The organism is Sulfitobacter sp. 1A12157, from assembly GCF_043557345.1.
In the GTDB taxonomy this organism is placed as follows: Bacteria; Pseudomonadota; Alphaproteobacteria; order Rhodobacterales; family Rhodobacteraceae; genus Sulfitobacter.
Map to the genome: position 1 here is coordinate 299216 of NZ_JBIFFV010000002.1, position 25124 is coordinate 324339.

Genomic DNA, 25124 nt, shown 5'->3' on the forward strand with positions numbered 1-25124 from the left:
CCGCTGACCGACGCAGAGGTGCGCGCGGTTGAGCGTGGCACGCTGGCGGCGCGTGATGTGGTGACCCACCGCCGCGTGCTCAAGATCGCGGTTCCCATTGTCATCTCCAACGCCACCGTGCCGATCCTCGGGGCGGTCGATACCGGCGTGGTGGGGCAGATGGGCGCTGCCGCCCCCATTGGCGCGGTGGGGCTGGGGGCGATCATCCTCTCGGCGCTCTACTGGATTTTCGGCTTTCTGCGGATGGGCACCGTGGGCCTCACCGCGCAGGCGGCGGGCAATGGCGAAGAGGGCGAGGTCGCCGCACTGCTGACGCGCGGGCTTTTGATCGGCGCAGGCGCGGGGCTGGCTTTGATGGCGCTGCAATGGCCGCTTTTCTGGGCCGCGTTCCAAATCGCCCCCGGATCGCCCGAGGTCGAGGGGCTGGCGCGGCAATATATGGCAATCCGCATCTGGTCTGCGCCTGCCGCGATCTCGATCTATGCGATCACCGGCTGGCTCATCGCGCAGGAGCGCAGCCGCGCCGTGCTGGTCTTGCAGGTCTGGATGAACGGGCTGAACATCCTGCTGGATCTGTGGTTCGTGCTGGGTCTCGGCTGGGGCGTGGAGGGCGTGGCCATCGCCACCTTCCTTGCGGAATGGAGCGGGGCGGCCTTGGGCCTGTGGTTCTGCCGCGCGGCTTTCGCGGGGGTGGCCTGGCGCGATTGGGCGCAGGTCTTTGACGGGCCGCGCTGGACGCGCATGATGCAGGTGAACACCGATATCCTGATTCGCTCGCTTCTGTTGCAGGCGATCTTTGTCTCCTTCCTCTTTATGGGGTCGGGCCTGGGCGATGTGACCTTGGCGGCCAATCAGGTGCTGCTGCAATTCCTGATGATCACCTCCTACGGGCTGGACGGTTTCGCCTTCGCCGCCGAGGCGATCATTGGCCGGGCCTACGGCGCGGGGCAGCGCGATGTCCTGCGGCGCGGGGCGGTGCTGACCTCCGCTTGGGCGCTGTTGGTCAGCCTGCTGTTGGCGGTGGTCTTTGCCGTCAGCGGCGGCGCGATTATCGACCTGATGGCCAAGGCCCCGCAGGTGCAAGACCTCGCCCGGGTCTATCTGCCCTATATGATCGCGGCGCCGCTGCTGGGCTGTGCGGCCTATATGTTCGACGGTATCTTCATCGGCGCCACGCGGTCGCGCGACATGCGCAATATGATGCTGGTGTCGTTTCTGATCTATGCCGTGACCGCACTGGCTCTAGTGCCAAGCCTGGGCAATCACGGGCTTTGGATATCGCTTCTGGTGTCCTTCGTGGTGCGCGGCATCACGCTGGCGCTGCGCTACCCGGCCTTGGAACGCGCGGCGGGCTAGAGCAGCGCCTGTACCGCTTCGGGCGGGCGGCCGATCACGGCGCGGCCATTGGCAAAAGCGATGGGGCGTTCGATCAGGATCGGATGGGCCGCCATCGCGTCGATCAGCGTCTCTTCGGGGCTGTCTTTGCGGAGACCCAATTCTTTGAACAGCGTCTCGCCCGTCCGCATCATCTCGATCACGGGCAGGTCAAGGGCATCACGGGCGGCGATGATCTCATCCCGTGTCGGCGCGTCTTCGAGGTAGCGGCGAAGGGTGACCTTCCCCCCGCCTGCTTCGATCAGGGCCAGCGCCTGCCGCGATTTCGAACAGCGCGGGTTGTGCCATAGGGTGATCATAGCCAATCCTCGCGTTTGCTGCCCACGGCCTCGGCCACGTTGGCGAAACCATCGCGGGCCAAGAGCGCATCCAGCCCGGTGGTGATCTCTCGCACCAGTCCGAGACCACCGAAGACCAGCGCGGTGTAGAGTTGCAGGGCCGAGGCCCCGGCGCAGATCTTGGCATAGGCGGTCTGCGCGTCCGACACCCCGCCGACGCCGATCAGCGGAATATCCGTCAGCCCCGCCAGCCGCGCCAAGACGCGGGTCGAACGTTCGAACAGCGGCGCACCGGACAGGCCACCCGCCTCGCCCGCATGGGCGCTGGCAAGGCCGGTCCGGTCGAGGGTGGTATTGGTCGCGATGATGGCAGCAACGCCCGAATTTTGGGCAACCTCGGCCACATCCTCAATCTCGGCCTCGCTGAGATCGGGGGCGATTTTCAGGAAAACCGGCGTGGCGCCGCGCACGTCCATCACCCCTTCGAGCAGGGCCGAGAGCGCCGCTTTGCCCTGAAGGTCGCGCAGCTTCTCGGTATTGGGGGAGGAGACATTGACCGTCGCGAAATCGACGTGATTGCGCGCGGCGGTCATCACGCGGGCAAAGTCGGCGGCGCGGTCCTTGCTGGTCTTGTTCGCGCCGAGGTTCAGCCCCACCGGCACCCCCGCACCCCGGCGCGAAAGCCGGGCGCAGATCGCCTCCATCCCCTCATTATTAAAGCCGAAACGGTTGATCGCGGCGCGGTCCTCGGTCAGGCGAAACAGGCGCGGGCGCGGATTGCCGGGCTGGGGCAGGGGCGTGGCAGCCCCCACTTCGACAAAGCCGAAACCGGCGCGGGAGAGGGGGGCGATCGCGGTGGCGTTCTTGTCAAACCCCGCCGCCAGCCCGACAGGGTTCGGCAGGTCCAGCCCCGCAAGCGTGGTGTGCAGCCGCGCCGAAGTCTGCGGCCCCGGCGCGGGCGCAAGCCCCGCCCGCAGCGCGCGGATCGCCAGTGCATGGGCCGCTTCGGGATCGACCCGGTGCAGCGCCCGCAGGCCCAGCCTTTCCAAGAGCGGCATCATTTGCTGGCCTCGCCCAATCCTGCGGGGAATTCATGCACGCCATCCACCAGCGGCAAGGGCTGCGCCCAGACCACGTCCTCGATCTTGAGCGGGCGGTAGAGATGGGGGAAAAGCGCGCCGCCGCGCGAGGGTTCCCATTTCAGCGCATCGCCCAGAGCGTCGGCCTCAAGCGCGAGGAGGAAGAGACCGTCCTCCCCCTTGAAATGTTTGGCTGCGGTTTCCGCTGCCTGTTCGGCGGTGGAGAAATGTACATAGCCATCGGTGACATCGATCGGCGCCCCGTCCGAGACCCCGTTCTTGCGCAGCGCAGCCCATTCGTCTGCTCGGAATATCTTGAAAATTAGCATGGCTTCTGATGCCCGCCGGGCGGGGCGGGGTCAAGACCCGCGGGTGACCATAGGGCAGGTCATATGACCTTTGACACGGGCCAAACCCCGCGCCACGATACCGGCATAACAAGCAACAGGGGAACTATCATGAAACGATTCCTGACCGCGACCGCCGCGCTGGCTTTGACCAGCGGCATGGCGGCGGCCGAGTATAATTTGACCATTCTGCACACCAATGATTTCCACGACCGGTTCGAGCCGATCAGCAAATATGACGGCCCCTGTGGCGCCGAGGACAATGCCGAGGGCAAATGCTTTGGCGGCGTCGCGCGGATGGTCACCGCCATCGCAGCCGCCCGCGAACGCGCGGGCGAGAACCACCTGCTGCTGGATGCGGGCGACTGGTTCCAAGGCTCGCTTTTCTACACCCGCTACAAGGGCGACATGGCCGCCGAGTTCATGACGAAGCTCGACTATGACGTGATGGCCGTGGGCAACCACGAGTTCGACGACGGCCCCGAGGGGCTGGCCGATTTCGTGGCCAAGGTCGATTTCCCCGTGCTCTCGGCCAATATCGACGTCAGCGGTGTCGAGGGGCTGGAGGGCGAGATCGGCAAATCCACCGTGGTTGAGGTTGGGGGAGAGCGGATCGGCATCGTTTCCGTCCTTGCCGAAGACACGCCTGAGACCTCTTCGCCCGGGGCGGAGGTGATCTTCTCTCCGGCAGCGGATGCGGCACAAGCCGAGATCGACGCGCTGACCGAGGATGGGGTTAACAAGATCATCCTGCTTACCCACATCGGGCTGGCGGGCGACAAGCGGCTTGCCGAAGAGTTGACCGGCGTCGACCTGATCGTGGGTGGCCATTCCCACACGCTTCTGAGCAACAGCGAGGAACGGGCCGAGGGCGCTTATCCGACCATGGTCAACGACGTGCCGATCGTGCAGGCCTATGCCTACAGTAAATATCTGGGCGAGGTGAATGTCACCTTTGACGATGCGGGCGAGGTGACCGCGATCTCCGGCGATCCAATCCTGCTCGATGCTTCGGTCGAAGAGGATCAGGCGACGGTCGATCTGGTGGCCGAGCGCGCCGCCCCGCTGGAGGAGTTGCGCCAGAAGGTCGTGGCCGAAACGTCGGAAACCATCGAAGGCAGCCGTGACATCTGCCGCGCGCAGGAATGCGCCATGGGCAATCTTGTCTCCGACGCGATGCTGGACCGGGTGAAGGATCAGGGCATCGACGTGGCGATCTCCAACGCGGGCGGTCTGCGTGCCTCCATCGACGCGGGCGAGGTGACCATGGGCGAGGTGCTGACGGTGCTGCCGTTCCAGAACACACTCTCGACCTTCCAGATCAGCGGCGCCACGCTCGTCGAAGCGCTGGAAAACGGGGTGAGCCAGTTGGAAGACGGCGCAGGCCGTTTCCCGCAGGTGGCGGGCATGTCCTATACCTTTGATCCCAAGGCCGAGCCCGGCAGCCGCATCAGCGATGTGATGGTGGGGGGCGAACCGATTGATCCCGAAAAGACCTATGGCGCCGTGTCCAACAACTATGTCCGCAATGGCGGCGACGGCTACGCGATGTTCAAGGACGCCGAGAATGCCTATGACTTCGGCCCGGATCTGGCGGATGTGACGGCGGAGTATCTGGCGAAAAACGGCAGCTACAAGCCCTATACCGATGGCCGTATCAAGATGAAGTAAGCTCATTGACCTGAGCGAAAGGGCGTGTCCGGTGGGGCGCGCCCTTTTTGTTTGAGGGGGCCGGGCAGCGCCTGCCGGTGCGGGCGGTCTGGCGCTGCCCGGCGGGCGTGCGCCCTTGATTTCGGGCTATTGCGCCCGCTGCCAAGCCCGCACAAACCTACCGCCCCTTGCACCTCTCCCGCCAAGGGATACACATGCGGTAACCAAACAGGAGACCGCTATGCTCACCCCCTTCCACCTTGCCTATAACGTCCGCGACCTTGATGAGACCCGCGCCTTCTACGGCGATGTGCTGGGGTGCACCGAAGGCCGCTCGACCGAGACTTGGGTCGATTATTCCTTCTTCGGCCACCAGATCTCCATGCATCTGGGTGAACCTTTCAAGACGGATGCTACCGGCAAGGTTGGTGAGCACATGGTGCCGATGCCGCATCTGGGCGTCGTCCTGCGGATGGAAGATTGGAAGGCGCTGGCGGAGCGGCTGAAGGGGGCTGAGGTCGACTTCGTGATTGAACCTTCGCTGCGTTTCGAGGGGGAGCCGGGCGAGCAGGCGACCATGTTCTTCCGTGACCCATCGGGCAATCCGATCGAGGTCAAGGGTTTCGCCGATATGGACCGCGTTTTTGCCCAGTAAGGCCAAGCGCTGAAATGACAAAGCCCCGCTGTCGCAAGCGGGGCTTTGAATGGCTGAGGCGGTGGGCGGGCTCAGTCGAAGCTGATCGCCCCTTCGAATGCAGGCTCTTCCAAGGTCTGCCCGCTGAACGCTGTCGGGGTCTGTGCGGTGATGTCGAGCGTGTAGCTGCCGTTCACCGGGATCGGCCCGCTGGTCCATGCCTCGTCTTGGCCGGTGATCGTATGGCTGCCGGTGGCGTTGTTGGTAAAGACCACCTGATCGCCCGGCTGCACATGAGACAGCGATGGGAAATAGGCGCCATCAACGATCAGCACGTTGCGGCTTTCAGCCATGGCGCCAGCGGCGCAGAGGCTCAGGGCAAGGGCCAGAGCGCCGGCGCTTTTGCGGTATGAACTTAGCATCATCTGCTCCTTTGAAACGCCCGATGTGGGCGGGTTAGCCGGTTTCATACAAGGTAAATGCGGCATAACTTAGGCCAGTGTTGAGGCGATCATCCCGCCGTCGCAGGCTCTGCCTGCTGCGCCAGCCAGCCGCGGAATGACGCAAGCGCCGCCGTCTCATCCCGGTCGTCGGGCCAGACGAGGTAGTAGTTCCCGATGCTCTGCGTGGTTGGCGAGGCGGCCAGCACCAATTGCCCGTCGCGTAGATAGGGGCGGGCGAAAAAGGTCGGCAGCAGCGCCACCCCCAGCCCGTGAATAGCCGCCTGCGCCATGGTCGAGAATTGATCGAACATCATGCCGCCGGGCGGCTCATCCGTCACCCCGAGCGAGGACAGCCAGCGTGCCCATCCGCGCGGGCGGGTCTCCAGATGAAGCAGAGGCAAATGCCGCACGTCGCGCGCATCCTCCAAAGGTGCGGGCAGCAGGTCGGGCGCGCAGACCGCCACCACCGTTTCCGGTAAAAGCGGCAGGTAGCGCACGCCGGGCCAATCTTCATGACCAAAATGAATGGCGGCGTCGAATCGGCTGCCCGCAAAGGCGAAGGGCCGCAGCCGGGTCGATAGGTTCACCGTCACCTCCGGGTGATCCCGCGCGAAATCGCGCAGGCGCGGGGCCAGCCAATGCATCCCGAAGGCCGGCAGGATCGCCAGATTCAACGTGCCCCCCGTGGGGTTCGTCCGCGCCGAGACCGAGGCCTGCGCCAGCCGGTTCAGGATGTCGCGCACCTGCGTTACATAATCCAACCCCGCCTGCGTCGGGGTCAGACGGCGGCCCTGACGGATCATCAGCGTCACGCCCAATTGCTCCTCCAGCGTCTTGATCTGACGGCTGACCGCGCTCTGCGTGAGGTTCAATTCCTGCGCCGCCGCCGTGGCGGTGCCGAGCCGCACGACCGCCTCGAAAGACAGCAGGGCCGAGATCGAAGGCAGGAAGCGGCGCGGCGCGATCATATGACTTTTTCTCATGAACTCAGGACAAAGCAGCGATAGAGTTCGCGCCGCCGATTTGCAATACTGCCGCAAATCACATCACCCGAAAGGATGCATCATGACCGCTGACGCCCCCAAGCTGCGCGCCAAGGACAAACCCGATCTTGGAACCTTCGACTGGCAGGATCCCTTCCGCCTCGACAGCCAGTTGACCGAAGACGAGCGCATGATCCGCGATTCCGCCCGCGCCTATGCGCAGGAAAAGCTGCAGCCGCGCGTCATCGAAGCCTTCGCCGAGGAAAAGACCGATCCGGAAATCTTCCGCGAGATGGGCGAGATGGGCCTCCTCGGCGTCACCATCCCCGAGGAATACGGCGGCTTGGGCGGCAGCTACGTCTCCTATGGCCTCGTCGCCCGTGAGGTTGAGCGTGTCGACAGCGGCTACCGCTCGATGATGTCGGTGCAGGCGAGCCTCGTCATGTACCCGATCTACGCCTATGGCTCCGAAGAGCAGCGCCAGAAATACCTGCCCAAGCTCTGCTCGGGCGAATGGATCGGCTGCTTTGGCCTGACCGAGCCCGATGCGGGCTCCGACCCTGCGGGCATGAAGACCCGCGCCGTGAAGACCGAGAACGGCTACAAGCTCACCGGCTCGAAGATGTGGATTTCGAACTCGCCCATCGCCAATGTCTTCGTGGTCTGGGCCAAGTCCGAAGCCCATGACGGCAAGATCCGTGGTTTCGTGCTGGAAAAGGGCATGAAGGGTCTGAGCGCGCCGAAGGTGGGCAACAAGCTTTCTTTGCGCGCCTCGATCACCGGCGAGATCGTCATGGACGGTGTCGAAGTGGGCGAAGACGCGCTGCTGCCGAATGTGCAGGGTCTGAAAGGGCCCTTCGGCTGTCTCAACCGTGCGCGCTATGGCATCTCTTGGGGTGCGATGGGTGCCGCCGAGTTCTGCTGGCACGCCGCGCTGCAATACGGGCTGGACCGCAAGCAGTTCAACAAACCGCTGGCGCAAACGCAGCTGTTCCAGAAGAAACTGGCCGACATGATGACCGAGATTTCGCTCGGCCTGCAGGGCTCGCTGCAGGTGGGCCGCCTGATGGATGCCGCCAATGCCGCGCCTGAGATGATCTCAATCGTGAAGCGCAACAACTGCGGCAAGGCGCTCGACGTCGCGCGCATGTCGCGTGACATGCACGGCGGCAACGGCATCTCGGGTGAGTTCCAGGTGATCCGCCACATGATGAACCTTGAGACGGTGAACACCTATGAGGGCACCCACGACGTGCACGCGCTGATCCTGGGCCGCGCCCAGACCGGCCTGCAGGCGTTTTTCTAAGCACCGGCTTCGGGGGGGGGGCACCCCCCCGGCCACCGGACTCCAAAATATTTATGGCCAGAAAGAGGGGCGGCGCCTTTCTTTCTGGCCGACACGCTTTCGCCGAGAGCGATTAATTTCTATTCCAAGAGGCCCCATGGACCGCGTTGCCATCGTTCATGAGAACTTCCTCCGTCGCGTTGCGGCGGGGGATTTTCCCGTTTCCACCTCCCCGCACAAGGCGCTTGATCGCGGCCAGTTGGAGCAGCTTTACCGCGCGCAGGTGCTGAGCCGGGCGCTCGACCTGCACAGCCGCGTCATGCAGAAAGAGGGGCAGGGCTTCTACACCATCGGCTCATCCGGCCACGAGGGGATGGCGGCGGTGGCGGCGGCGCTGCGCGTCGATGACATCGCTTTCCTGCATTACCGCGACGCGGCCTTCCAGATCGCCCGGGCCGATCAGGCCGGCGGGCAGGACATGATGCGCGACATGCTGCTCAGTTTTGCCTGTTCGGCGGAGGATCCGACCAGCGGCGGGCGGCACAAGGTGCTGGGCTCGCGCCCGCTGATGATCCCGCCGCAGACCTCGACCATCGCCAGCCACCTGCCCAAGGCGGTGGGGGCGGCGCATTCCATTGGCATGGCGCGGCGGCACCGGCCCGAACATGCGATCCTGCCGCGCGATGGCATCGCCATGTGCAGCTTTGGAGATGCCTCGGCCAACCACTCCACCGCGCAGGGCGCGATCAATGCCGCCTGCTGGACCGCCGTTCAGGGCGTGCCGCTGCCGCTTCTGTTTGTCTGCGAGGACAACGGCATCGGCATTTCGACCAAGACCCCGACGGGCTGGATCAAGGCATCGATGTCGGCGCGGCCGGGGCTGAAGTACTTCGAAGGCGACGGACTGGACCTGCATGCGGCCTATGCGGCGGCGAAGGAGGCGGCGGATTACGTGCGCGTGCACCGCAAGCCCGCCTTCCTGCATCTGCGTACCGTGCGTCTTTACGGCCATGCCGGGGCGGATGTGGCGACCTCCTATCTGCCGCGCGCCGAGGTCGAGGCCGACGAGGCCAACGATCCGTTGCTGCATTCCGCGCGGCTGTTGGTCGAGGCCGGTGTGCCCGCCGAAGAGGCGCTGTCGATCTACCGCGATACGCAGGAGGCGGTCGCGAAAGCTGCGGATGAGGTGGTGAAGCGTCCCCGACTGAAAACCGCATCGGACGTGATGGCGAGCCTTGTGCCGCCCAAGCGCGACTGCGCGCCCAGCAACGGTCCGAGTGCCGAGGCGCGGGCCGAGACCTTCGGCGGCGACATGGGGCAGATGGACAATCCGCAGCCGATGTCTCGGCTGATCAACTGGGCGCTGCACGACCTGATGCTGGCCCATCCCGAGACCATGCTGATGGGCGAGGATGTGGGCCGCAAGGGCGGGGTCTATGGCGTCACGCAGAAGCTTCAGGCGCGCTTCGGCCCCGGTCGCGTGATCGACACGTTGCTGGACGAGCAGAGCATCCTCGGCCTCGCCATCGGCATGGCGCACAATGGTTTCGTGCCGATGCCGGAGATCCAGTTCCTCGCCTATCTGCACAACGCCGAGGACCAGCTGCGCGGCGAGGCGGCGACCCTGCCGTTCTTCTCCAACGGTCAATGGAGCAACCCGATGGTGCTGCGCATCGCGGGGCTGGGCTATCAGAAGGGGTTTGGCGGGCATTTCCACAACGACAATTCGCTTGCCGTGCTGCGCGACATTCCGGGCATCGTCATCGCCTGCCCCTCTGCCGGGGACGAGGCCGCGATGATGCTGCGCGAGGCGCATCGTCTGGCGCGCGAGGAGCAGCGGGTGGTGGTCTTTGTCGAGCCCATCGCGCTCTATCCGATGCGCGACCTGATGGAGGCCGGGGACGGCGGTTGGATGCGGCACTACCCGGCGCCGGACCGGCGGATCGCTCTGGGCGAGGTCGGTGTGTCTGGCGCGGGCGCGGATTTGGCGATCGTGAGCTACGGCAACGGGCATTACCTGAGCCAACAGGCGGCGCGCGATCTGGCCGAGGCGGGCGTCGATGCGCGGGTGATCGACCTGCGCTGGCTCGCGCCCTTGCCAGAGGATGCCTTGATCGAGGCCATCGGCGACCGGCAGGTGCTGATCGTCGACGAGTGCCGCCGGACGGGCGGGCAGGCCGAGGCGCTGATGGCGTTGATGGCGGAGCGCGGTGTGGCAAAGTTCGCGCGGCTGACGGCGGAGGACAGTTTCATCGCCACGGGGCCAGCCTATGCGGCGACGCTGCCCTCGCGGGAAGGGATCGTGGCGGCGGCGCGGGACTTGCTGGGGTAGGGTTAGCTTCTGCCACCCGGCCCGGAACAAGCCGCAGGCGCCGGGCCATCGCCTGCCCGCCCCCCGGGTAGGCGATTTGGTGAGGCTGGGTGGCACATTGCTCAAGCACATCATGGTTGAACCATAAAGCGGCACGAAGGCACGTTGGATCGCCGACCCGCGGGCAGACGATGGCCCTTAGTGGCTCTCCGCCGGTGCGCCGCCTTGGAACTTATTCCCGTTCACATAATCGCAAGGCTCTTCGCGCATTTCCAGATGCAACCCGTCGCCGGTATAGGGATGCGCGCGGGCGAATTCCTCATCCACTTCGATCCCCAGACCGGGTGCTTCGGGGGCGGTGATAAAGCCATCCTCCACCCGGATCGACCCTTTGATCAATTTGTCATGGAAAGGCGTCTCGATACATTCGCACATCAGGATGTTGGGGATCGCGGTGGCAAGCTGCACATTCGCGGCCCATTCCACCGGCCCGGCATAGAGATGCGGCGCCACCTGCGCGTTATAGACCTCGGCCATGGCGGCGATTTTCTTGGCCTCCGCGATGCCGCCCACACGGCCAAGCGCCGGTTGCAGGATCTCCGCCGCGCCCGCCCGCAACAAAGGCGCGAATTCGGCCTTGGTGGTCAGCCGCTCGCCGGTGGCCACAGGGACGCGCACGCCGCGCGCGACCTTGGCCATCTGCTCGGGCGCGTCTGGGGGGATCGGCTCTTCGTACCACAGCGGGCTATAGGGTTCGATCGCTTGGCCCAGCCGGATCGCGCCCGCGGTGGTGAACTGCCCATGGGTGCCAAAGAGCAGGTCGGCGCGGTCGCCCACCGCCGCGCGGATGGCCTTGCAGAACGCCGCCGAGGTGCTGATATCCGACATCGCAGGCATATGCCCGCCGCGCAGCGTATAGGGGCCGGCGGGGTCGAATTTCACCGCCGTATAGCCGCGCGCCACGCAATCCGCCGCCGATTCCGCCGCCATCTCTGGCGAGGTCCAGAAATCCGCCATGCTGTGATGCGGCAGCGGGTAGAGGTAGGTATAGCCGCGCACCCGATCATTGGTGCGCCCGCCGATCAGCGCATGCACCGGGCGGTTGCGGTCCTTGCCCAGAATGTCCCAACAGGCGATCTCTAGCCCCGAAAACGCGCCCATGACCGTCAGGTCTGGCCGCTGGGTGAAGCCTGCGGAATAGGCGCGGCGGAACATCAACTCGATATTCTCGGGGTTTTCGCCCTGCATATGGCGGGCGAAAACATCTTTGATCACCGCGCGCATCGCGTCCGGCCCGACGCTGGCGGCATAGCATTCGCCCCAGCCGGCCACGCCGGTGTCGGTGGTCAGTTTCACGAGGATCCAATAGCGCCCGCCCCAGCCGGGGGCGGGCGGGGCCGTCACGAGGATATCGAGGTCTTGCAGTTTCATGACGGTCCCTCCTTTTCGACCTGCGGTCAGGTCTCTTTCTTGTCGTTGACGATGGTCATCTGCGCGATGCCGCTTTCGCCCAGATCGACCTTGGCGAAGGGGCCGCCGTGGCACATCTGGCCGGGGTCGGTGATATCGACCGGGCCTTCCTCGGCCAGCACCTTTTCGGCAAATTGCTCGGCGTTGTCCTTAGGCCGATACCCGAGGAAAGAGGCTTTCGAGTTGTCCACCGGCGCGCGGTCGTTGTTCGACACGCCGTAGATCACCGAGAAGCCGACCGAGGGCGTGTCCACCGCGCGGGTCACCAGCTGGATCAGGTCGTCATAGCTGAGCCACGAGCCGAGCGCGCGGGCGTTGTTGACCTGTGCCGCGCTCAGGATGCGCAGATGCACGGATTCGAGCTGGCGCTTGTCCCAGTACATGGAGCCGAGGTCTTCGGTGAAGCATTTGGCGAGGCCGTAGAAGGTGTCGGGCTTATGGGCCGCGTCGATGCCGATGAAATCGGCCTTCTTGTGCATCCCCACGGCGTGGATCGAGGAGGCATAGACCACCCGCCGCACCCCGGCCTGATAGGCCGATTCCCACACGTTGTAGGAGCCGACGAAGTTCGGGCCCAGAAGCTCCATGAAGGGTTTCTCGTCCACGATGGCGCCGAAATGCACCACCATATCGGCACCCTCCATCAGCGCCGCGACCTCGTCGTAGCTGGCCAGATCGGCCTTCTGGTAACGCTCACCATCGTAAAGCTTGCCAATGTCCTCGGCGATGTCGGAGCTGACCAGTTCCTCGCACATCGCGGCCAGCGGCTCGCGCAGGTAGGAGCCAAGCCGCCCTGCGGCGCCTGTCAGGACCAGTTTCTTAAATTTCATAACATCTTCCTTTCACGTCTCAGAAATCTTATCGCGCACCTTGGCGCGCAGCGCGTCGGCGCCTTGGGCCAAAAGGCCCACATCCGTGCCGCAGGCGACAAAGGTAAAGCCTTCGTTCAGCAGTTGGGCGGCGAAATCGGGGTCGGTCACCAGCGTGCCGACGGGAATGCCATTGTCCATCAGAGTTTTGGCGGCGGGGCGGATCACCTCCCAAACCTCGGGGTGCAGGGTCTGACCCAGATGGCCCAGATCGGCGGCGATATCGGCGGGGCCAAAGAAGATACCGTCGATCCCCTCGACCTCGGCAAAGGCGGCGGCGTTTTCGACGGCGGCGCGGGTTTCAAGCTGGATCAGGATGGCGGTCTGATGCTCGACCGCGACATTGTAATCCGCGACCCGGCCAAACTGATTGGCGCGGTTGAGCCCGGCCACGCCCCGAATGCCGCGCGGCGGGTAGCGGCAGGCGGCCACGGCGGCGCGGGCCTCATCAGGGGTCTGCACCATGGGAAACAGCAGCCCCGGCGCGCCGAGGTCCATCAGCCGCTTGACCTTGACCGCATCGTTCCAGTCGGGCCGCACCATCGCCGTGGTCTCACTGCCCGAGAACGCCTGCAACTGGCCGAGTACCGAAGCCATGTCGCTGGGCGCATGTTCCATATCCAGCATCACCCAGTCATAGCCCGCATGGGCCACCACCTCGGCGGCATAGCCGTTGGAGAGGGAGACCCAGAGGCCCAGCTGCTTTTGCCCGGCGCGGATGGCCGTGAGGAAGCTGTTCTCGCGCAATTTCATATCACGGCCCTTTCGACGAATTTCTCGGAGCGCACGATACGGGCGTAGTCCAGCGGGGTAAGGTCGAGCGTGCGGTAGCCGCCATGGGTGATCAACTCTGCCGTGCCGCGCCCGATGGCGGGGGCCTGTTGCAAGCCGTGGCCGGAAAAGCCGTTCATAAAGACGAAGTTCGCGACCTTGTCGTGCCGCCCGAGGATCGCGTTCTGATCGACGGTGTTATAGGCGTAATGCCCGACCCATTCGTTGATCACCTTGACCCGCTCAAAGGCCGGAACGCGGGTGGCGATGATGGGCCAGACCTTCTCTTCCCAGATCGAATGGTCGAAGGCGAAATCGTCATAGGCCGCGTCATAGTCATCCTCAGGCGGGCAACCGGCCATGTAATATTTGCCTTCTTGGCGCATATGCACGCCGCTGGGGTCGATGGTCAGCGGCAGGTCCATCTCAAGCGGCTCAGCGGCGTCGAAGATGAAGGTGTAGCGTTTGCGCGGCACCACCGGCAGGGTGATCCCGGCCATCTGCGCCGTTGCCGCCGCGCGGGGGCCGGAGGCATTGACCACCGTCCCGCAGGAAACCCTCGCCCCGGACTTCAGCGTCACCGCATCCACGGCGCTGCCTGCGGGGTTCAGCACCATGCCCGTCACCTCGTCATGGACAAAGGTCACGCCGCGACGCTTGGCCATACGCTTGAACCAGTCGAACATGGTGCCGCCGTCGAAATAGCCCTCATCCACCGTGTTGTGATTGGCGGCAATCACATCGTCGAGCATGTAGAAAGGATAGCGCACGGCGACCTCATCCTTGGTCATATGCCGGGTATGCGCGCCCATGGAAGTCTGGATGCCCTGCGCCTCGCGCAGGGTCTGGGCAAACTCGGGCGTGTCGGCAAGATAGAGGTAGCCAAAGCTCTGCAGCGCCAGTTCCGGCACCTCGGGATCGTCATGCATGAAGTGGCGGAAGTTCTTGATGAACTCGGCCCCGAATTGTGAAATCTGGATGTTCACGGGGGCGCTGAACTGCTGGCGGATGCAGGAATTCGTATGGCTGGTCGAGGCGAATTCATAGGTTGGATCACGCTCGACCACCAGCACCTCGCCATCGAACCCCGGCGTGTTGGTCAGCCACCAAGCCAAAGCCGAGCCATAGATGGCCCCGCCCACGATCACCACGTCATAGGACGTCTCAAGCGCGTTTTTCATGCACAGTCTCCCTTTGCGCATTCCCCTCTGAATCGTGGGTAGCCTAAGCATTCAGAGCCTGCAATCTTTGTGAACAGCGGCGTGAATTTTCGTTTTGCGGCGATGGGTTGCGCCCGTGCCCATGGATGAGGCAGGGTTGACTTTTACCGTGGCTGTCGCACCATGAGCGCTATGCCGCAACACAGATGACCGCCCAAAGGAGTGGCCCTTGGACAGCGACCGCGAAGAGATTGAGCGTCTGATTGCGCAGGTCGCAATGGGGGACCGTGCCGCCTTTGAGGCGCTCTATGATCGGGTATCTGCGAAACTATTCGGGGTCTGCCTGCGTGTGTTGGATACACGCGCCGCAGCAGAGGATGCCATGCAGGACAGTTTCGTCAAAATCTGGAACAATTCCGACCGCTATCGGGCCAATGGCCTGTCGCCGATGACGTGGCTGATCACCATTGCCCGGAATACTGCGATCGACCGTTTGCGCGCCACCCGCAAGGGCCATCAGGACATCGACACGCCGGGGCTGGAACTGGCCGCCCCGGGGCCGAACCCCGAACAATCCGCCGTGGCCGCGTCGGAGGCCAAGCGGCTGACCAATTGTCTGGATGACCTCGAAGCGGATCGCGGGGCAGCGGTGCGCGGGGCGTACCTTGATGGCGACAGCTATGCCGAACTTGCGCAGCGTTTCGACGTGCCACTCAATACCATGCGCACATGGCTGCGCCGTGGTCTGATGGCCCTGCGGGAGTGTATGAGCGTATGAGCGACACCCCCATCACCCCGCCCGAAGACGACGATCTGCTGGCCGCCGAAATGGCCTTGGGCCTGTTGGAGGGCGAAGACCGTGCCGCGGCGCGCACCCGCCTGATGCAAGACCGTGATTTCGCCCGCCGCGTGGCCGATTGGCAGGAGCGTTTCGTGGCGATGACCGACGATATCGCCCCTGTCGCCCCGCCCGCGAAGCTGCGCCGCGCGCTGATGTCGCGGCTCTTCCCTGCGCGGCAGGTGCCGCTGTTGCAGCGGCTCTGGCTCTGGCAGGGGGTTTCGGTGGCAGCACTGGCCACCGTGGCCTTCCTTGCCCTGCCGATGCTGCGCGAGCCGCCGATGCAGCCCCCGGCGGAGGTCTATGCCACCCGCATGGCGGCCGAGGACAGCGCGCTGGAATTGCTTGCCGTCATGGACATGTCGCGCGGCGATATTGCGCTGCGCCGTGTCTCGGGCGACGCGCCCGCGGGCCGCGTGCTGGAGCTTTGGGCGATCCTGCCGGACCGCGCGCCAATCTCTTTGGGCGTGCTGTCTGAGGGGGAGGTTAACCGCGTGACCTTGCCCGCCGATCTGGCACCCGAGGCGGCGCAGATCACCTTGGCGATCACGGATGAGCCACCGGGCGGCGCACCCGGCGGTGTCCCCACCGGGGCCGTTATGGCCGCCGGTGCCGTGGCGGAACTCTAAACCCCGAAACGCCCTGCTTTGGCCGAGCAGGGCGTTTCATTTTTCGGTTCCTTTACAGAGCGTTATGATTTTGCCGCAAATTTTTTGACCCATTCTGAAACTCCTCTCACGTCTGCCCCGTGGGTCCAGTATCGCCGCCCACAACGGGGGGCATTCAAGGGAGGAAATCCAATGAAGACGCTCAAGACATTCGCCGCCGCCACCGCCACCGCCGCGCTTTTGGCCACCGGTGCCATCGCCGCCAATCCCGAAGTGGGCGGCGCGCCCATGTTCGAGAATAAGAACATCGTCGAAAACGCCGTGAACTCCGCCGATCACACCACGCTGGTCGCCGCCGTGAAGGCCGCAGGTCTGGTCGACACGCTGGCCTCCGAAGGGCCGTTCACCGTTTTCGCCCCGGTCAACTCCGCCTTCGACGCGCTGCCCGCGGGCACGGTCGAGACCCTGCTCAAGCCCGAGAACAAGGACATGCTGACCAAAGTGCTGACCGCTCATGTGGTGGCCGGTAAATGGTCCGCCGCCGATATCGCCGCCAAGGCCCGCGCCTCCAGCGATGGGTTCTACCATTTCAACGCCGTCTCCGGCGATGCGCTGTCGGCGCAGGTGAAGGGCCGCAACGTCTATATCATCGACGAAAGCGGTAATGCATCGCGCGTGACTATCGCAGATGTGAACCAGTCCAACGGGGTGATCCACGTTGTAAACAGCGTGCTGGTGCCCAAGTAAGAGGCAACCCGCATGATGTGGCCGGGCCAGTACCTCCATGCTGGTCCGGCGTTAACCCAATCCGAACGCGAGGAGTAACACCATGAACAGACGTCATTTTCTGACATCGACCTTTCTGGGCGCCACCGCCATCGGGTTGGGCGCGCGTGGCGCATCGGCGGCCTATGTTGAGGGCAACTTCGAGGTCACCCGCACTGAGGCCGAGTGGCGCGCGATGCTGAGCGAGCTGGAATATGCCGTGATGCGCGAAGGCGATACCGAGCGTGCCTTTACCAGCCCGCTGAACGACGAGAAACGCCCCGGCACCTTCATCTGCAAAGGCTGCGATCAGCCGCTTTACGATGCGGCGACCAAGTTCAAAAGCGGCACCGGCTGGCCGAGCTTCTATCAGCCGCTCGACAATGCGGTCGGGACCATGGCCGACAACAGTCTCTTCATGCGGCGGACCGAAGTGCATTGCGACCGCTGTGGCAGCCATCTGGGCCATATCTTTGATGACGGGCCGGAGCCGACGGGCAAGCGGCATTGCATCAACGGCGTCTCGCTGAAATTCGTCGCGGCTTAACAGATTGGTCTCACCCAAACGGAGCGCGCGCCGCTGTCGGCGCGCGTTGCCCTGTCAGGTGCCGCGCGGTTTGGCGCGCAGGGTCGGGTCCGCCACTGTGGGGTCTTCGGGCCAGGGGTGACGCGGATACCGCCCGCGCATGTCCTTTCGCACATCGGCATAGGAGCTTGCCCAAAAGCCGGGGATGTCCATCGTGACCTGCACCGGGCGCTGCGCGGGCGACAGCAGGGTGACTTGCAACGGCTGGCCGCCCACCGTCGGGTGCCGCGTCACGCCGAACATCTCTTGTAAACGCAGCGCGATGCCGGGGGTCTCACCGCTATAGTCGATGGCCACGCGTCGCCCGAGCGGGGTCTCGAAATGGGCCGGGGCCATGCGGTCCAACGCTTGCTGTTGCTCCCAACTTAGCCGGGCTTTGAGCGCCGGGGTGATGTCGAACCCTTTCCAATCGGCGCTGCTGCGCACGCCCGCCAGATGCGGCAGCAGCCAGTCCTCCAGCGTTTCCATCAGATGCGCTTCACTGAAATCGGGGAAGGGCACGGGCATCAGCCGGGCGCGGGCCAGAAACAGCGCCGCCGCCTTGCCGGGGTTCAGCCCCAATTGCCGCACACCGTCCAGCATCGCAACCGCCACCGCATCGGCGGGCGCATCGGGCCATGTGCGGTCTTCCAGAACCAGCGCGCCGAAGACCTCTTGCTTGCGGGTCAGCACACGCCCCTCGCGGCGCGACCATAGGCAGACATCCTGCCAGTGGATTTGATCGGCAAAGGTGGCGCGCAGCTCGACGTCCGAGATCAGCGCCGCCTGCCGGATACGCGCCTCACGCGGGTCGCCGTCGAGATCGGTGGCCACCAAAAGCCGCGCACCCGCCATCGGGTCGGCCTCAGGCAGCACCGCGCCCTTGCCGCCCGAAAGCACGTAGCGCGGCGCCTCGCCCTTGCGGCGCAGGCCGACGCGGTCGGGGTAGGCGAGGGCCGCCAGCCCGCCCAAGGCGTCCGGCCCGTCGCCCTTCGCACTGCGGGCAAGGCGTTTCGCCTCGGCCTTGATGCGGGAGAGCGTGGGCGCATGGGGCGGCGTGGCGGTGCGTTTTCCGGCCAATGCGTCCATCCGCAGCGCAAGGTCGACGGTCGCGCCGCGCATCGGATCGCGTTCGGCCAGCAGGGCGGCCAGCATCGGCGCACGTGGCCCGCCGCGCGTGACCATATGCGCCAGCCTTGGGTGCAGGGGAAGCTTTGCCAAGGCGCGGCCATGTTCGGTGATGCGCCCTGCAGCGTCGAGCGCGCCCAACATCTGCAACACCGCCTGCGCCTCGGCCAGACGGCCCGCGTGGGGCGGGGTGACGAAGCTCAACTCCTCGGCCTGCGCGCCCCAGAGCGCCAGTTCCAGCGCGAAACCAGTGAGGTCGCCAGCCTCGATCTCGGCTGGGGGGAAGGCCGCCAGCGCGCCTTCCTCGCCGCGGGTCCAGAGCTTGTAGGCGACCCCGGTGTCGAGGCGTCCGGCCCGGCCCGCGCGCTGCGTGGCCTCGGCGCGGGTCACCCGCTCGGTCACCAGCCGCGACATGCCGGAGGCGGGATCGAAAAGCGCGCGGCGCGATCGGCCGCCATCGACGACGATGCGGATGCCTTCGATGGTGAGGGAGGTCTCGGCGATGGAGGTCGCTAGCACCACCTTGCGGCCCGAGGGCGCGGGCGCGATGGCGGCCTGCTGGGCCTTGAAGTCGAGCGCGCCGAACAGGGGCGCGAGGGTGCAGTCTTGGGGCAGGGCGGGGCGCAGAAGCGCCTCGACGCGGCGGATTTCGCCCTCGCCGGGCAGAAAGACGAGGGCCGAGCCGGGCGCCTCGGACAGCGCCTTCAGGGTAAGATCGGCCACGGCATTCTCAAACCGCTGCTTGCCCACGGGCTTGTCGCGCCAGCGCGGCTCGACCTCGAAGCTGCGGCCCTCTGAGGTCACGATTGGGGCGTCCATCAACGCGGCCACTGGGGCGGCGTCGAGCGTGGCGGACATGGCCACCAGCATCAGGTCGTCGCGCAGCGCACCCGCGACTTCGAGCGCCAGCGCAAGGCCCAGATCGGCGTTGAGCGAGCGTTCGTGGAATTCGTCGAAGATCACCGCACCGACGCCGGGCAGGTCCGGGTTGTCCTGCAACATCCGGGTGAGGATGCCCTCGGTGACCACCTCGATGCGCGTGGATTTCGACACCGCCGAGGCACCGCGCACGCGGAAACCGACGGTCTGGCCGGTCTCTTCGCCAAGGCTTTCCGCCATCCGCGCGGCGGCGGCGCGGGCGGCAAGGCGGCGCGGTTCCAGCATCAGGATGCGGCCTGGGGTCAGCCCGGCCTCCAGTATCGCCAGCGGCACCCGCGTCGTCTTGCCCGCGCCGGGGGGCGCCTGCAGCACCACACGGCCCGTGTCGCGCAGGGCGGCGATCACATCCGGCAGGACGGCGTCGATGGGCAGGGCGAAATCAGCGTTGGACATGGCGCGGTTATCGGTCATCGCGCGCGCCGCGCCAAGGGTGGGGATGGACAATTCCACCCTCCCCCCGCAAAAGTTGGCCATGGATATCGAGAGATTGGCCGAGGGCCTCATAGCAGGAGAGCGCCGCGCCTTGGCGCGGGCGATCACTTTGGTGGAATCGGGCCGCGCCGATCACCGCGCGGCGGCGGCGGAGCTGCTGGCCAAGCTGCCCAGCGACCGGCAGGCGCTGCGCATCGGGCTGTCGGGCACACCCGGGGTGGGCAAATCCACCTTCATCGAAAGCTTCGGCATGATGCTGACCGCGCAGGGCAAACGCGTGGCGGTGCTGGCGGTGGACCCCAGTTCGGCGCGCACCGGCGGTTCGATCCTGGGTGACAAGACGCGGATGGACCGGCTCAGCCGTGATCCGCGCGCCTTCATCCGCCCGTCACCCAGCCAGACCCATCTGGGCGGCGTCGCGCGGCGCTCGCGCGAGGCGGTGCGGCTTTGCGAGGCGGCGGGCTTCGACGTGGTGCTGATCGAGACCGTGGGCGTCGGCCAGTCGGAAACCGTCGTGGCCGAGATGTCGGATGCTTTCGTGCTGCTGCTGGCGCCGGCGGGCGGGGATGAGTTGCAGGGCGTGAAACGCGGCATCATGGAGATTGCCGACCTCATCGTCATCAACAAGGCCGATGGCGATCTGAAATCCACCGCCGCGCGCACCCGGGCCGATTATGCCGGTGCCCTGCGCCTGTTGCGCAAGCGCCCGCAAGACCCCGAGGGCTTTCCGCGCGCCACCGCCGTCTCTGCGCTGGAGGAAAACGGCCTCGATGAGACCTGGGCAGCATTGCAGGAGCTGATCGACTGGCGCCGCGAACACGGGTTCTGGGACCGCACCCGCGCCGCACAGGCGCGCTATTGGTTCGAGCAGGACGTGAAGCAGCGGCTTCTGGCGCAGCTTGAGACACCGCAGGCCAAGGACGATCTGACGCGGCTCAGCGATGCCGTGGCGGAAGGTGTGCGTGATCCGGCGGAAGCGGCGGCGGAATTCGTCCGCCGCCTTGGGGCGGATCAAGACGCGCTTGCGGGTTCCGAAACGGGGAAGAGCACGTCGTAGACCCAGTTAAAGACGAAGGCGTAGATCAGGTAGAACACCGCCAAGGACAGGTCGATCAAGAAGGCTTCGCGCAGGGAAATCTCCAGATACCACGCGATGAAGGGCAAGAGCACGAAGAGCAGCCCGATCTCGAAGCTCACGGCATGAAGCAGGCGGATCGGCACGGTCTTTTTCACCGTGCCGCGCAACCGGCGCAGGGCGTGGTCAAAGCCGAGGTTGTAGACATAGTTCCATCCCGTCGCGATGCTGGCGCTGACCACGGCAACAACGCCGATATGGCCGATGGGCTTGTCAAAGAGCCAAGCACTTGCGGGGGTGACGATCAGCAGGGCGATGATCTCGAAACTGAGGGCGTGGCGGATGCGGTCTGCGGTGCTGCGCATGGGGTGTCCCGGTACTGGTCGGGTCGTCCCGAGTGGCTGCCCAAATGGGGGAGGTCGTCCTCGCTTGCTGCCAATATGGCGATTGCCGCGCGGGGTGCAAGGGGCTCAGCGGCCCGCCTTGGGATGGGCGTTGTTATAGACCTCCATCAGCCGCGCGGTATCGACGGCGGTATAGGCCTGCGTGGTCGAGAGCGAGGCATGGCCCAGAAGCTCCTGAATGGCGCGCAGATCGCCGCCTGCGTCCAGCAGATGGGTGGCAAAGCTGTGGCGCATGGCGTGGGGCGTGGCGCTGGCGGGCAAGCCCAGTTGCATCCGCGCATCGGCCATCACCTGCGCCACGGCGCGCGCGCCCAGGCCACCGCCGCGGATGGCGCGGAACAGCGGGGCCTGCGCCTCACGCGGGTGCGGGCAGAGGGCGAGGTAGTCGTCGACGGCGGCGCGGGCGGCGGGCAAGACCGGCACGACACGTTCCTTCCCGCCTTTGCCAAGGATGCGCAGGCTGGCGGGCAGCGGCGCATCGCCGCCTTTCAACGCCAGCGCCTCGGAAATCCGCAGCCCGCAGCCCCAGAGCAGGGTCAACACCGCCACGTCACGCGTCGCGACCCATGGGGCGCGGGCTTGGGTCTCGACACAGTCGATCAGCGCGCGGGCGGCGTCTTCGGCCAGGGGGCGGGGCAGTTTCTTGGTGAACTTCGGCGACCGGGCGAGGAGGACGGCAGTTGGCTCGAACCCCTCCCGCTCGGCCAGCCAGCGGTAAAAGGCCTTCACCGCCGAAAGTTTGCGCGCCACCGACCGTGATCCCGCCCCGCCGCTGCGGGTGCTGGCCATCCATGCGCGCATATCGCTGATGGTAATCTTCGCCAGCGCCCCCAGACCTTGGGTATCGCCCTTATGCAGCGTCATGAAGGTGAGGAATTCGGTCACATCGCCCCGGTAGGCGATGATCGTATTTTCAGCCGCATCCTTTAGCGCGCTCTGATGCGTCAGCCACGTCTGAAGCGCGTCCCGCGCGGCGGGGCTGATCAGCAGCGGATTTGCCCTCTCGCTCAAGACAGCCAGCGGCGCATGGAGCGCTCTAGCACGCCGGTGAAGAAGGTGAGCAGGTCGGTGCCCTGTTGCGGGCCGAACATATGCGGGTCTTCGGCGCCCATGACCAACAGGCCGGGCAGCCGTCCGGGGCCGAAGTCAAGCTTGAGACAGGCTTCGGACCGGATCCACCCCGCCTTGCCGCCATAGAGCACTTCGGACCCGTCTTGCAGCGCGCGCAGGGTCACCTGCCGCACCATGCCGCCGCGCCCTTGGCTGAGGTAGTCGTCGATAAACCCCGGTTCGGCCACGCTGAGCACATCGCCCAAACGCTGCACCGCCGGGTCATTGTCGTTCTGGGTGGATTCCAACACCAGCCGCACCGCATCGACGCGCAGGATATCGGCCACTTCACCGCCGAGATCGCGCAGAAAGGTTTCGAACTCCACCGGGTCGAGCATCCGCAGGATGGCACGGTGGATCTGGTTGGTCCCGGCAAGGTTTTCATAGGCCGCCGCGATGACGCTGCGGTGGGTGTCCTCCAGCCGGTCGAGCCGGGTTTCCAGACGCTCCATCGCGATGCCGCGCAGATCGACGATATTGCCGCCCATGGCCTTTTCATTGGCCGCGATCAGCGCCTGCATCACGTCGCTGTCGTAAAGGATGACATCGGGCGCTGAGATGATCGCCTCCCGCAGGGCGTCGTCGATTTTGGGGCTGCTGCTCATGGGCGTCTCTTTTTGATTTGCGGTGTCATAGCATGCTGGGGCGTCAAGATCTGCCCCCAATTGGTCACGTGTCCTGCCGCCTGCGGTCTTGTTGCCGCCTTGCGTCAGGCCGGGATGTAGAACGAAGCCTGCCGGAACAAAAGCAGCGCAGACGTGTTGGCCCCGGTCGACGCGCGGATTTCAGCCGTAGGGGCGCGCGCCTCTGATCGAAGTCTGCCGTATATCCCCGGATGCGGTGGGACTGGTTTTTGCCGGGAGAGGAAATCTTACATGGAACATGTCTCTGTCGATCTGTGGGCCGCCAACCTTCAGGTCGCGCCGGACTCGCTGCAAAGCTGGCTCGCCAGTGTCGAGACGCGTCTGCAACAGGCCGCCGCGCGTGAGGCGCAGCTTTTGGTGATGCCAGAGTTCTGCTGCGCGCAGTGGCTTAGTTTTGCCCCTGCCGACCTGCCCGCGGAAGGGCAGCTTGGCTGGCTCGCGCAGACCGCCACACTGGCGCTTGACCCGATGCGGCGCATGGTCGAGCAGACCGGCGTGGCCCTGCTGCCCGGCACCTTCCCCGTGGCCTTCCCTTCGGTCGATGCGCCCGAAGGTTACCTCAATCAAGCGTGGTTTCTGACCCCCGATGGCGGGCTGCAAGTGCAGAACAAGCTGAGCCTGACCCCGCTTGAGGCGAATGGCGCCAGCGGCGTGACCATCGCGGGCACGGGGATCAACCTGTTCGAGTGGAACGGGCTACGCTGCGTCATCGCGATCTGTCTGGACGCGGAATATACCGCGCTCTGGTCCAAACTGGGAGAGTTGGACCTCGATCTGGTGATCATTCCCGCCAAGACCGACATGATCACCGGCTATAACCGCGTGTTCAGCTGCGCGCGGGCGCGGGCGATCGAATTGCAGACCGCCGTTTGCTGTGTCGGCGCGGTGGGCGCACCGCTCACCCCATGGCAGCAGGATACCGGCGTGGGCGGGGCGAGCGTCTATTTGCCCTGCGATGTCTCCGTGGCTTTGGATGGGATGCATGCGGCCCTGCCGCCCCAGACAGCGGCGGAAGGTATGGATTTGGTCTTGCAAGCTCCGGCGATTCCCGTGGGGCAATGCCGCCGCATCCGCGCGGGCGCGGCAGAGGCAGAGGTGCGCCCGGGCCTGTGGTCGGGCGATCACCTGACGGTCGAAGGCAGTGCGGCATAGGGCAAAGAAAAACCCCCTCCGCCAAGGGCGGAAGGGGGTTGGTGTTCGGGCATTGAGGCCGGATCAGAGGATGTTCTGACCGGTCTTTTTCCAATCGGCCATGAACTGCTCCAGCCCCTTGTCGGTCAGCGGATGCGCGGCCAGTTTCTTGATCACCTCGGGCGGCGCGGTCATCACATCAGCACCGATGCGTGCGGCGTCCAGAATGTGGTTCACGCTGCGGATGGAGGCGGCGAGGATCTGCGTTTCAAACCCGTAGTTGTCGTAGATGGTGCGGATGTCTTGGATCAGGTCCATGCCATCGAGGTTGATGTCGTCCAAACGGCCAATGAAGGGCGAGATAAAGGTCGCGCCCGCCTTGGCCGCGATCAGCGCTTGGTTCGCCGAGAAGCAGAGCGTCACGTTGATCATATGACCTTCGCCCGACAGAACCTTACAGGCTTTCAGCCCGTCCCATGTCAGCGGCAGCTTAATGGTGATGTTGTCAGCGATCTCGGCCAGTTTGCGGCCCTCGGCGATCATCGCGTCGGCTTCCAGCGCCACGACTTCGGCAGAGACGGGGCCGTCGACGAGGTCACAAATCTCTTTGGTGACTTCAAGGATGTTACGGCCCGATTTCAGGATCAGGGAGGGGTTGGTTGTCACGCCGTCGACCATGCCAAGGTCGTTGAGTTCGGCGATGGCGTCGATCTCGGCTGTATCTACGAAGAATTTCATGGGCTTTCCTTCCGGGTTGGAATGTGATCGCTATCGGGGCAATTCGTTGCCTTGGCTTTACCGCATGATCTG

25 protein-coding genes are annotated in these 25124 nt (G+C 65.2%); 11 read left to right on the forward strand and 14 right to left on the reverse strand.

Going from position 1 to position 25124, the window contains the following annotated elements; translation table 11 throughout:
• The first annotated feature begins 3 nt into the window (after positions 1-3).
• A complete protein-coding gene (locus tag ACGYLC_RS05400) occupies positions 4-1356 on the forward strand; it encodes an MATE family efflux transporter (RefSeq protein WP_394422247.1) in 1353 nt (450 codons plus the stop codon).
• On the opposite strand, the gene arsC is transcribed toward ACGYLC_RS05400, so the two are convergent.
• From arsC to ACGYLC_RS05415, 3 genes are read right to left on the reverse strand one after another with little or no spacing between them, the layout of a single operon-like run.
• Entirely contained in the window at positions 1353-1694 is a 342-nt protein-coding gene (arsC, locus tag ACGYLC_RS05405; protein WP_394422059.1) for an arsenate reductase (glutaredoxin), read from the reverse strand. The two genes, ACGYLC_RS05400 and arsC, sit on opposite strands and share 4 nt — an antisense overlap.
• Complete coding sequence (locus ACGYLC_RS05410) at positions 1691-2731, reverse strand: quinone-dependent dihydroorotate dehydrogenase (RefSeq protein ID WP_394422248.1); 1041 nt, start codon at positions 2729-2731, stop codon at positions 1691-1693. Before ACGYLC_RS05410 ends, arsC begins: the two co-directional genes overlap by 4 nt.
• On the reverse strand, positions 2731-3081 hold the full coding sequence (locus ACGYLC_RS05415; protein WP_271693120.1) for a DUF952 domain-containing protein: 351 nt from the start codon (positions 3079-3081) through the stop codon (positions 2731-2733). The genes ACGYLC_RS05410 and ACGYLC_RS05415 overlap by 1 nt, the downstream gene beginning before the upstream one ends.
• Positions 3082-3210: 129 nt before the next feature.
• Between ACGYLC_RS05415 and ACGYLC_RS05420 the strand changes: the two genes are divergently transcribed.
• Together ACGYLC_RS05420 and ACGYLC_RS05425 are read left to right on the forward strand one after the other, a co-directional pair.
• Positions 3211-4770: a bifunctional metallophosphatase/5'-nucleotidase gene (locus ACGYLC_RS05420; protein ID WP_394422060.1), complete on the forward strand. Its 1560-nt coding sequence runs from the start codon at positions 3211-3213 to the stop codon at positions 4768-4770.
• A 220-nt stretch (positions 4771-4990) separates the two neighbouring features.
• Positions 4991-5404 (forward strand): VOC family protein, encoded by a 414-nt coding sequence (locus tag ACGYLC_RS05425; protein WP_394422061.1) that lies wholly within the window; start codon positions 4991-4993, stop codon positions 5402-5404.
• 71 nt (positions 5405-5475) lie between these two features.
• On the opposite strand, the gene ACGYLC_RS05430 is transcribed toward ACGYLC_RS05425, so the two are convergent.
• Entirely contained in the window at positions 5476-5805 is a 330-nt protein-coding gene (locus ACGYLC_RS05430) for a hypothetical protein (RefSeq protein ID WP_394422062.1), read from the reverse strand.
• An 89-nt stretch (positions 5806-5894) separates the two neighbouring features.
• The gene (locus ACGYLC_RS05435) at positions 5895-6794 is read right to left on the reverse strand and encodes a LysR substrate-binding domain-containing protein (RefSeq protein WP_067263618.1); all 900 of its coding nucleotides are present in this window, start codon (positions 6792-6794) and stop codon (positions 5895-5897) included.
• Between the two features lie 97 nt (positions 6795-6891).
• On the opposite strand from ACGYLC_RS05435, the gene ACGYLC_RS05440 reads away from it, so the two are divergent.
• Together ACGYLC_RS05440 and ACGYLC_RS05445 are read left to right on the forward strand one after the other, a co-directional pair.
• Positions 6892-8115 (forward strand): acyl-CoA dehydrogenase, encoded by a 1224-nt coding sequence (locus ACGYLC_RS05440; RefSeq protein WP_394422063.1) that lies wholly within the window; start codon positions 6892-6894, stop codon positions 8113-8115.
• Between the two features lie 136 nt (positions 8116-8251).
• The gene (locus tag ACGYLC_RS05445) at positions 8252-10426 is read left to right on the forward strand and encodes a thiamine pyrophosphate-dependent enzyme (RefSeq protein WP_394422064.1); all 2175 of its coding nucleotides are present in this window, start codon (positions 8252-8254) and stop codon (positions 10424-10426) included.
• Between the two features lie 177 nt (positions 10427-10603).
• On the opposite strand, the gene ACGYLC_RS05450 is transcribed toward ACGYLC_RS05445, so the two are convergent.
• From ACGYLC_RS05450 to ACGYLC_RS05465, 4 genes are read right to left on the reverse strand one after another with little or no spacing between them, the layout of a single operon-like run.
• Entirely contained in the window at positions 10604-11836 is a 1233-nt protein-coding gene (locus ACGYLC_RS05450) for a mandelate racemase/muconate lactonizing enzyme family protein (RefSeq protein WP_394422065.1), read from the reverse strand.
• 26 nt (positions 11837-11862) lie between these two features.
• On the reverse strand, positions 11863-12705 hold the full coding sequence (locus tag ACGYLC_RS05455) for an NAD-dependent epimerase/dehydratase family protein (RefSeq protein WP_394422066.1): 843 nt from the start codon (positions 12703-12705) through the stop codon (positions 11863-11865).
• 12 nt (positions 12706-12717) lie between these two features.
• Positions 12718-13497 (reverse strand): HpcH/HpaI aldolase/citrate lyase family protein, encoded by a 780-nt coding sequence (locus tag ACGYLC_RS05460; protein ID WP_394422067.1) that lies wholly within the window; start codon positions 13495-13497, stop codon positions 12718-12720.
• Complete coding sequence (locus ACGYLC_RS05465) at positions 13494-14696, reverse strand: NAD(P)/FAD-dependent oxidoreductase (protein ID WP_394402938.1); 1203 nt, start codon at positions 14694-14696, stop codon at positions 13494-13496. Before ACGYLC_RS05465 ends, ACGYLC_RS05460 begins: the two co-directional genes overlap by 4 nt.
• Positions 14697-14952: 256 nt before the next feature.
• Here ACGYLC_RS05465 and ACGYLC_RS05470 point away from each other — a divergent pair, with 256 nt between their 5' ends.
• The 4 genes from ACGYLC_RS05470 to msrB all read left to right on the forward strand — a co-directional run bounded on the left by ACGYLC_RS05470 (position 14953) and on the right by msrB (position 17433).
• Positions 14953-15453, forward strand: a complete 501-nt coding sequence (locus tag ACGYLC_RS05470) for a sigma-70 family RNA polymerase sigma factor (protein ID WP_394422249.1) — start codon at positions 14953-14955, stop codon at positions 15451-15453.
• Positions 15450-16142, forward strand: coding sequence for an anti-sigma factor domain-containing protein (locus tag ACGYLC_RS05475; RefSeq protein WP_394422068.1), 693 nt, complete (start codon positions 15450-15452; stop codon positions 16140-16142). Before ACGYLC_RS05470 ends, ACGYLC_RS05475 begins: the two co-directional genes overlap by 4 nt.
• 171 nt (positions 16143-16313) lie before the next feature.
• Entirely contained in the window at positions 16314-16868 is a 555-nt protein-coding gene (locus ACGYLC_RS05480) for a fasciclin domain-containing protein (RefSeq protein WP_067268384.1), read from the forward strand.
• Positions 16869-16950: 82 nt separating this feature from the next.
• Positions 16951-17433, forward strand: coding sequence for a peptide-methionine (R)-S-oxide reductase MsrB (msrB, locus tag ACGYLC_RS05485; protein WP_394422069.1), 483 nt, complete (start codon positions 16951-16953; stop codon positions 17431-17433).
• 54 nt (positions 17434-17487) lie between these two features.
• Here the strand turns inward: msrB and hrpB are convergent, their stop codons facing one another.
• On the reverse strand, positions 17488-19929 hold the full coding sequence (gene hrpB, locus ACGYLC_RS05490) for an ATP-dependent helicase HrpB (RefSeq protein WP_394422250.1): 2442 nt from the start codon (positions 19927-19929) through the stop codon (positions 17488-17490).
• A 61-nt stretch (positions 19930-19990) separates the two neighbouring features.
• On the opposite strand from hrpB, the gene meaB reads away from it, so the two are divergent.
• Entirely contained in the window at positions 19991-21007 is a 1017-nt protein-coding gene (gene meaB / locus ACGYLC_RS05495; RefSeq protein WP_394422070.1) for a methylmalonyl Co-A mutase-associated GTPase MeaB, read from the forward strand.
• On the opposite strand, the gene ACGYLC_RS05500 is transcribed toward meaB, so the two are convergent.
• From ACGYLC_RS05500 to ACGYLC_RS05510, 3 genes are all read right to left on the reverse strand, one after another.
• On the reverse strand, positions 20962-21390 hold the full coding sequence (locus ACGYLC_RS05500; protein ID WP_394422071.1) for a PACE efflux transporter: 429 nt from the start codon (positions 21388-21390) through the stop codon (positions 20962-20964). The two genes, meaB and ACGYLC_RS05500, sit on opposite strands and share 46 nt — an antisense overlap.
• Before the next feature lie 105 nt (positions 21391-21495).
• Positions 21496-22440, reverse strand: a complete 945-nt coding sequence (locus ACGYLC_RS05505) for a tyrosine recombinase XerC (RefSeq protein ID WP_394422072.1) — start codon at positions 22438-22440, stop codon at positions 21496-21498.
• Positions 22437-23144, reverse strand: coding sequence for a DUF484 family protein (locus ACGYLC_RS05510; RefSeq protein WP_394422073.1), 708 nt, complete (start codon positions 23142-23144; stop codon positions 22437-22439). Before ACGYLC_RS05510 ends, ACGYLC_RS05505 begins: the two co-directional genes overlap by 4 nt.
• Before the next feature lie 270 nt (positions 23145-23414).
• On the opposite strand from ACGYLC_RS05510, the gene ACGYLC_RS05515 reads away from it, so the two are divergent.
• The gene (locus ACGYLC_RS05515) at positions 23415-24335 is read left to right on the forward strand and encodes a nitrilase-related carbon-nitrogen hydrolase (RefSeq protein WP_394422074.1); all 921 of its coding nucleotides are present in this window, start codon (positions 23415-23417) and stop codon (positions 24333-24335) included.
• 63 nt (positions 24336-24398) lie between these two features.
• On the opposite strand, the gene fsa is transcribed toward ACGYLC_RS05515, so the two are convergent.
• Positions 24399-25052 (reverse strand): fructose-6-phosphate aldolase, encoded by a 654-nt coding sequence (gene fsa / locus ACGYLC_RS05520; protein ID WP_067263530.1) that lies wholly within the window; start codon positions 25050-25052, stop codon positions 24399-24401.
• Positions 25053-25124: the final 72 nt, after the last annotated feature.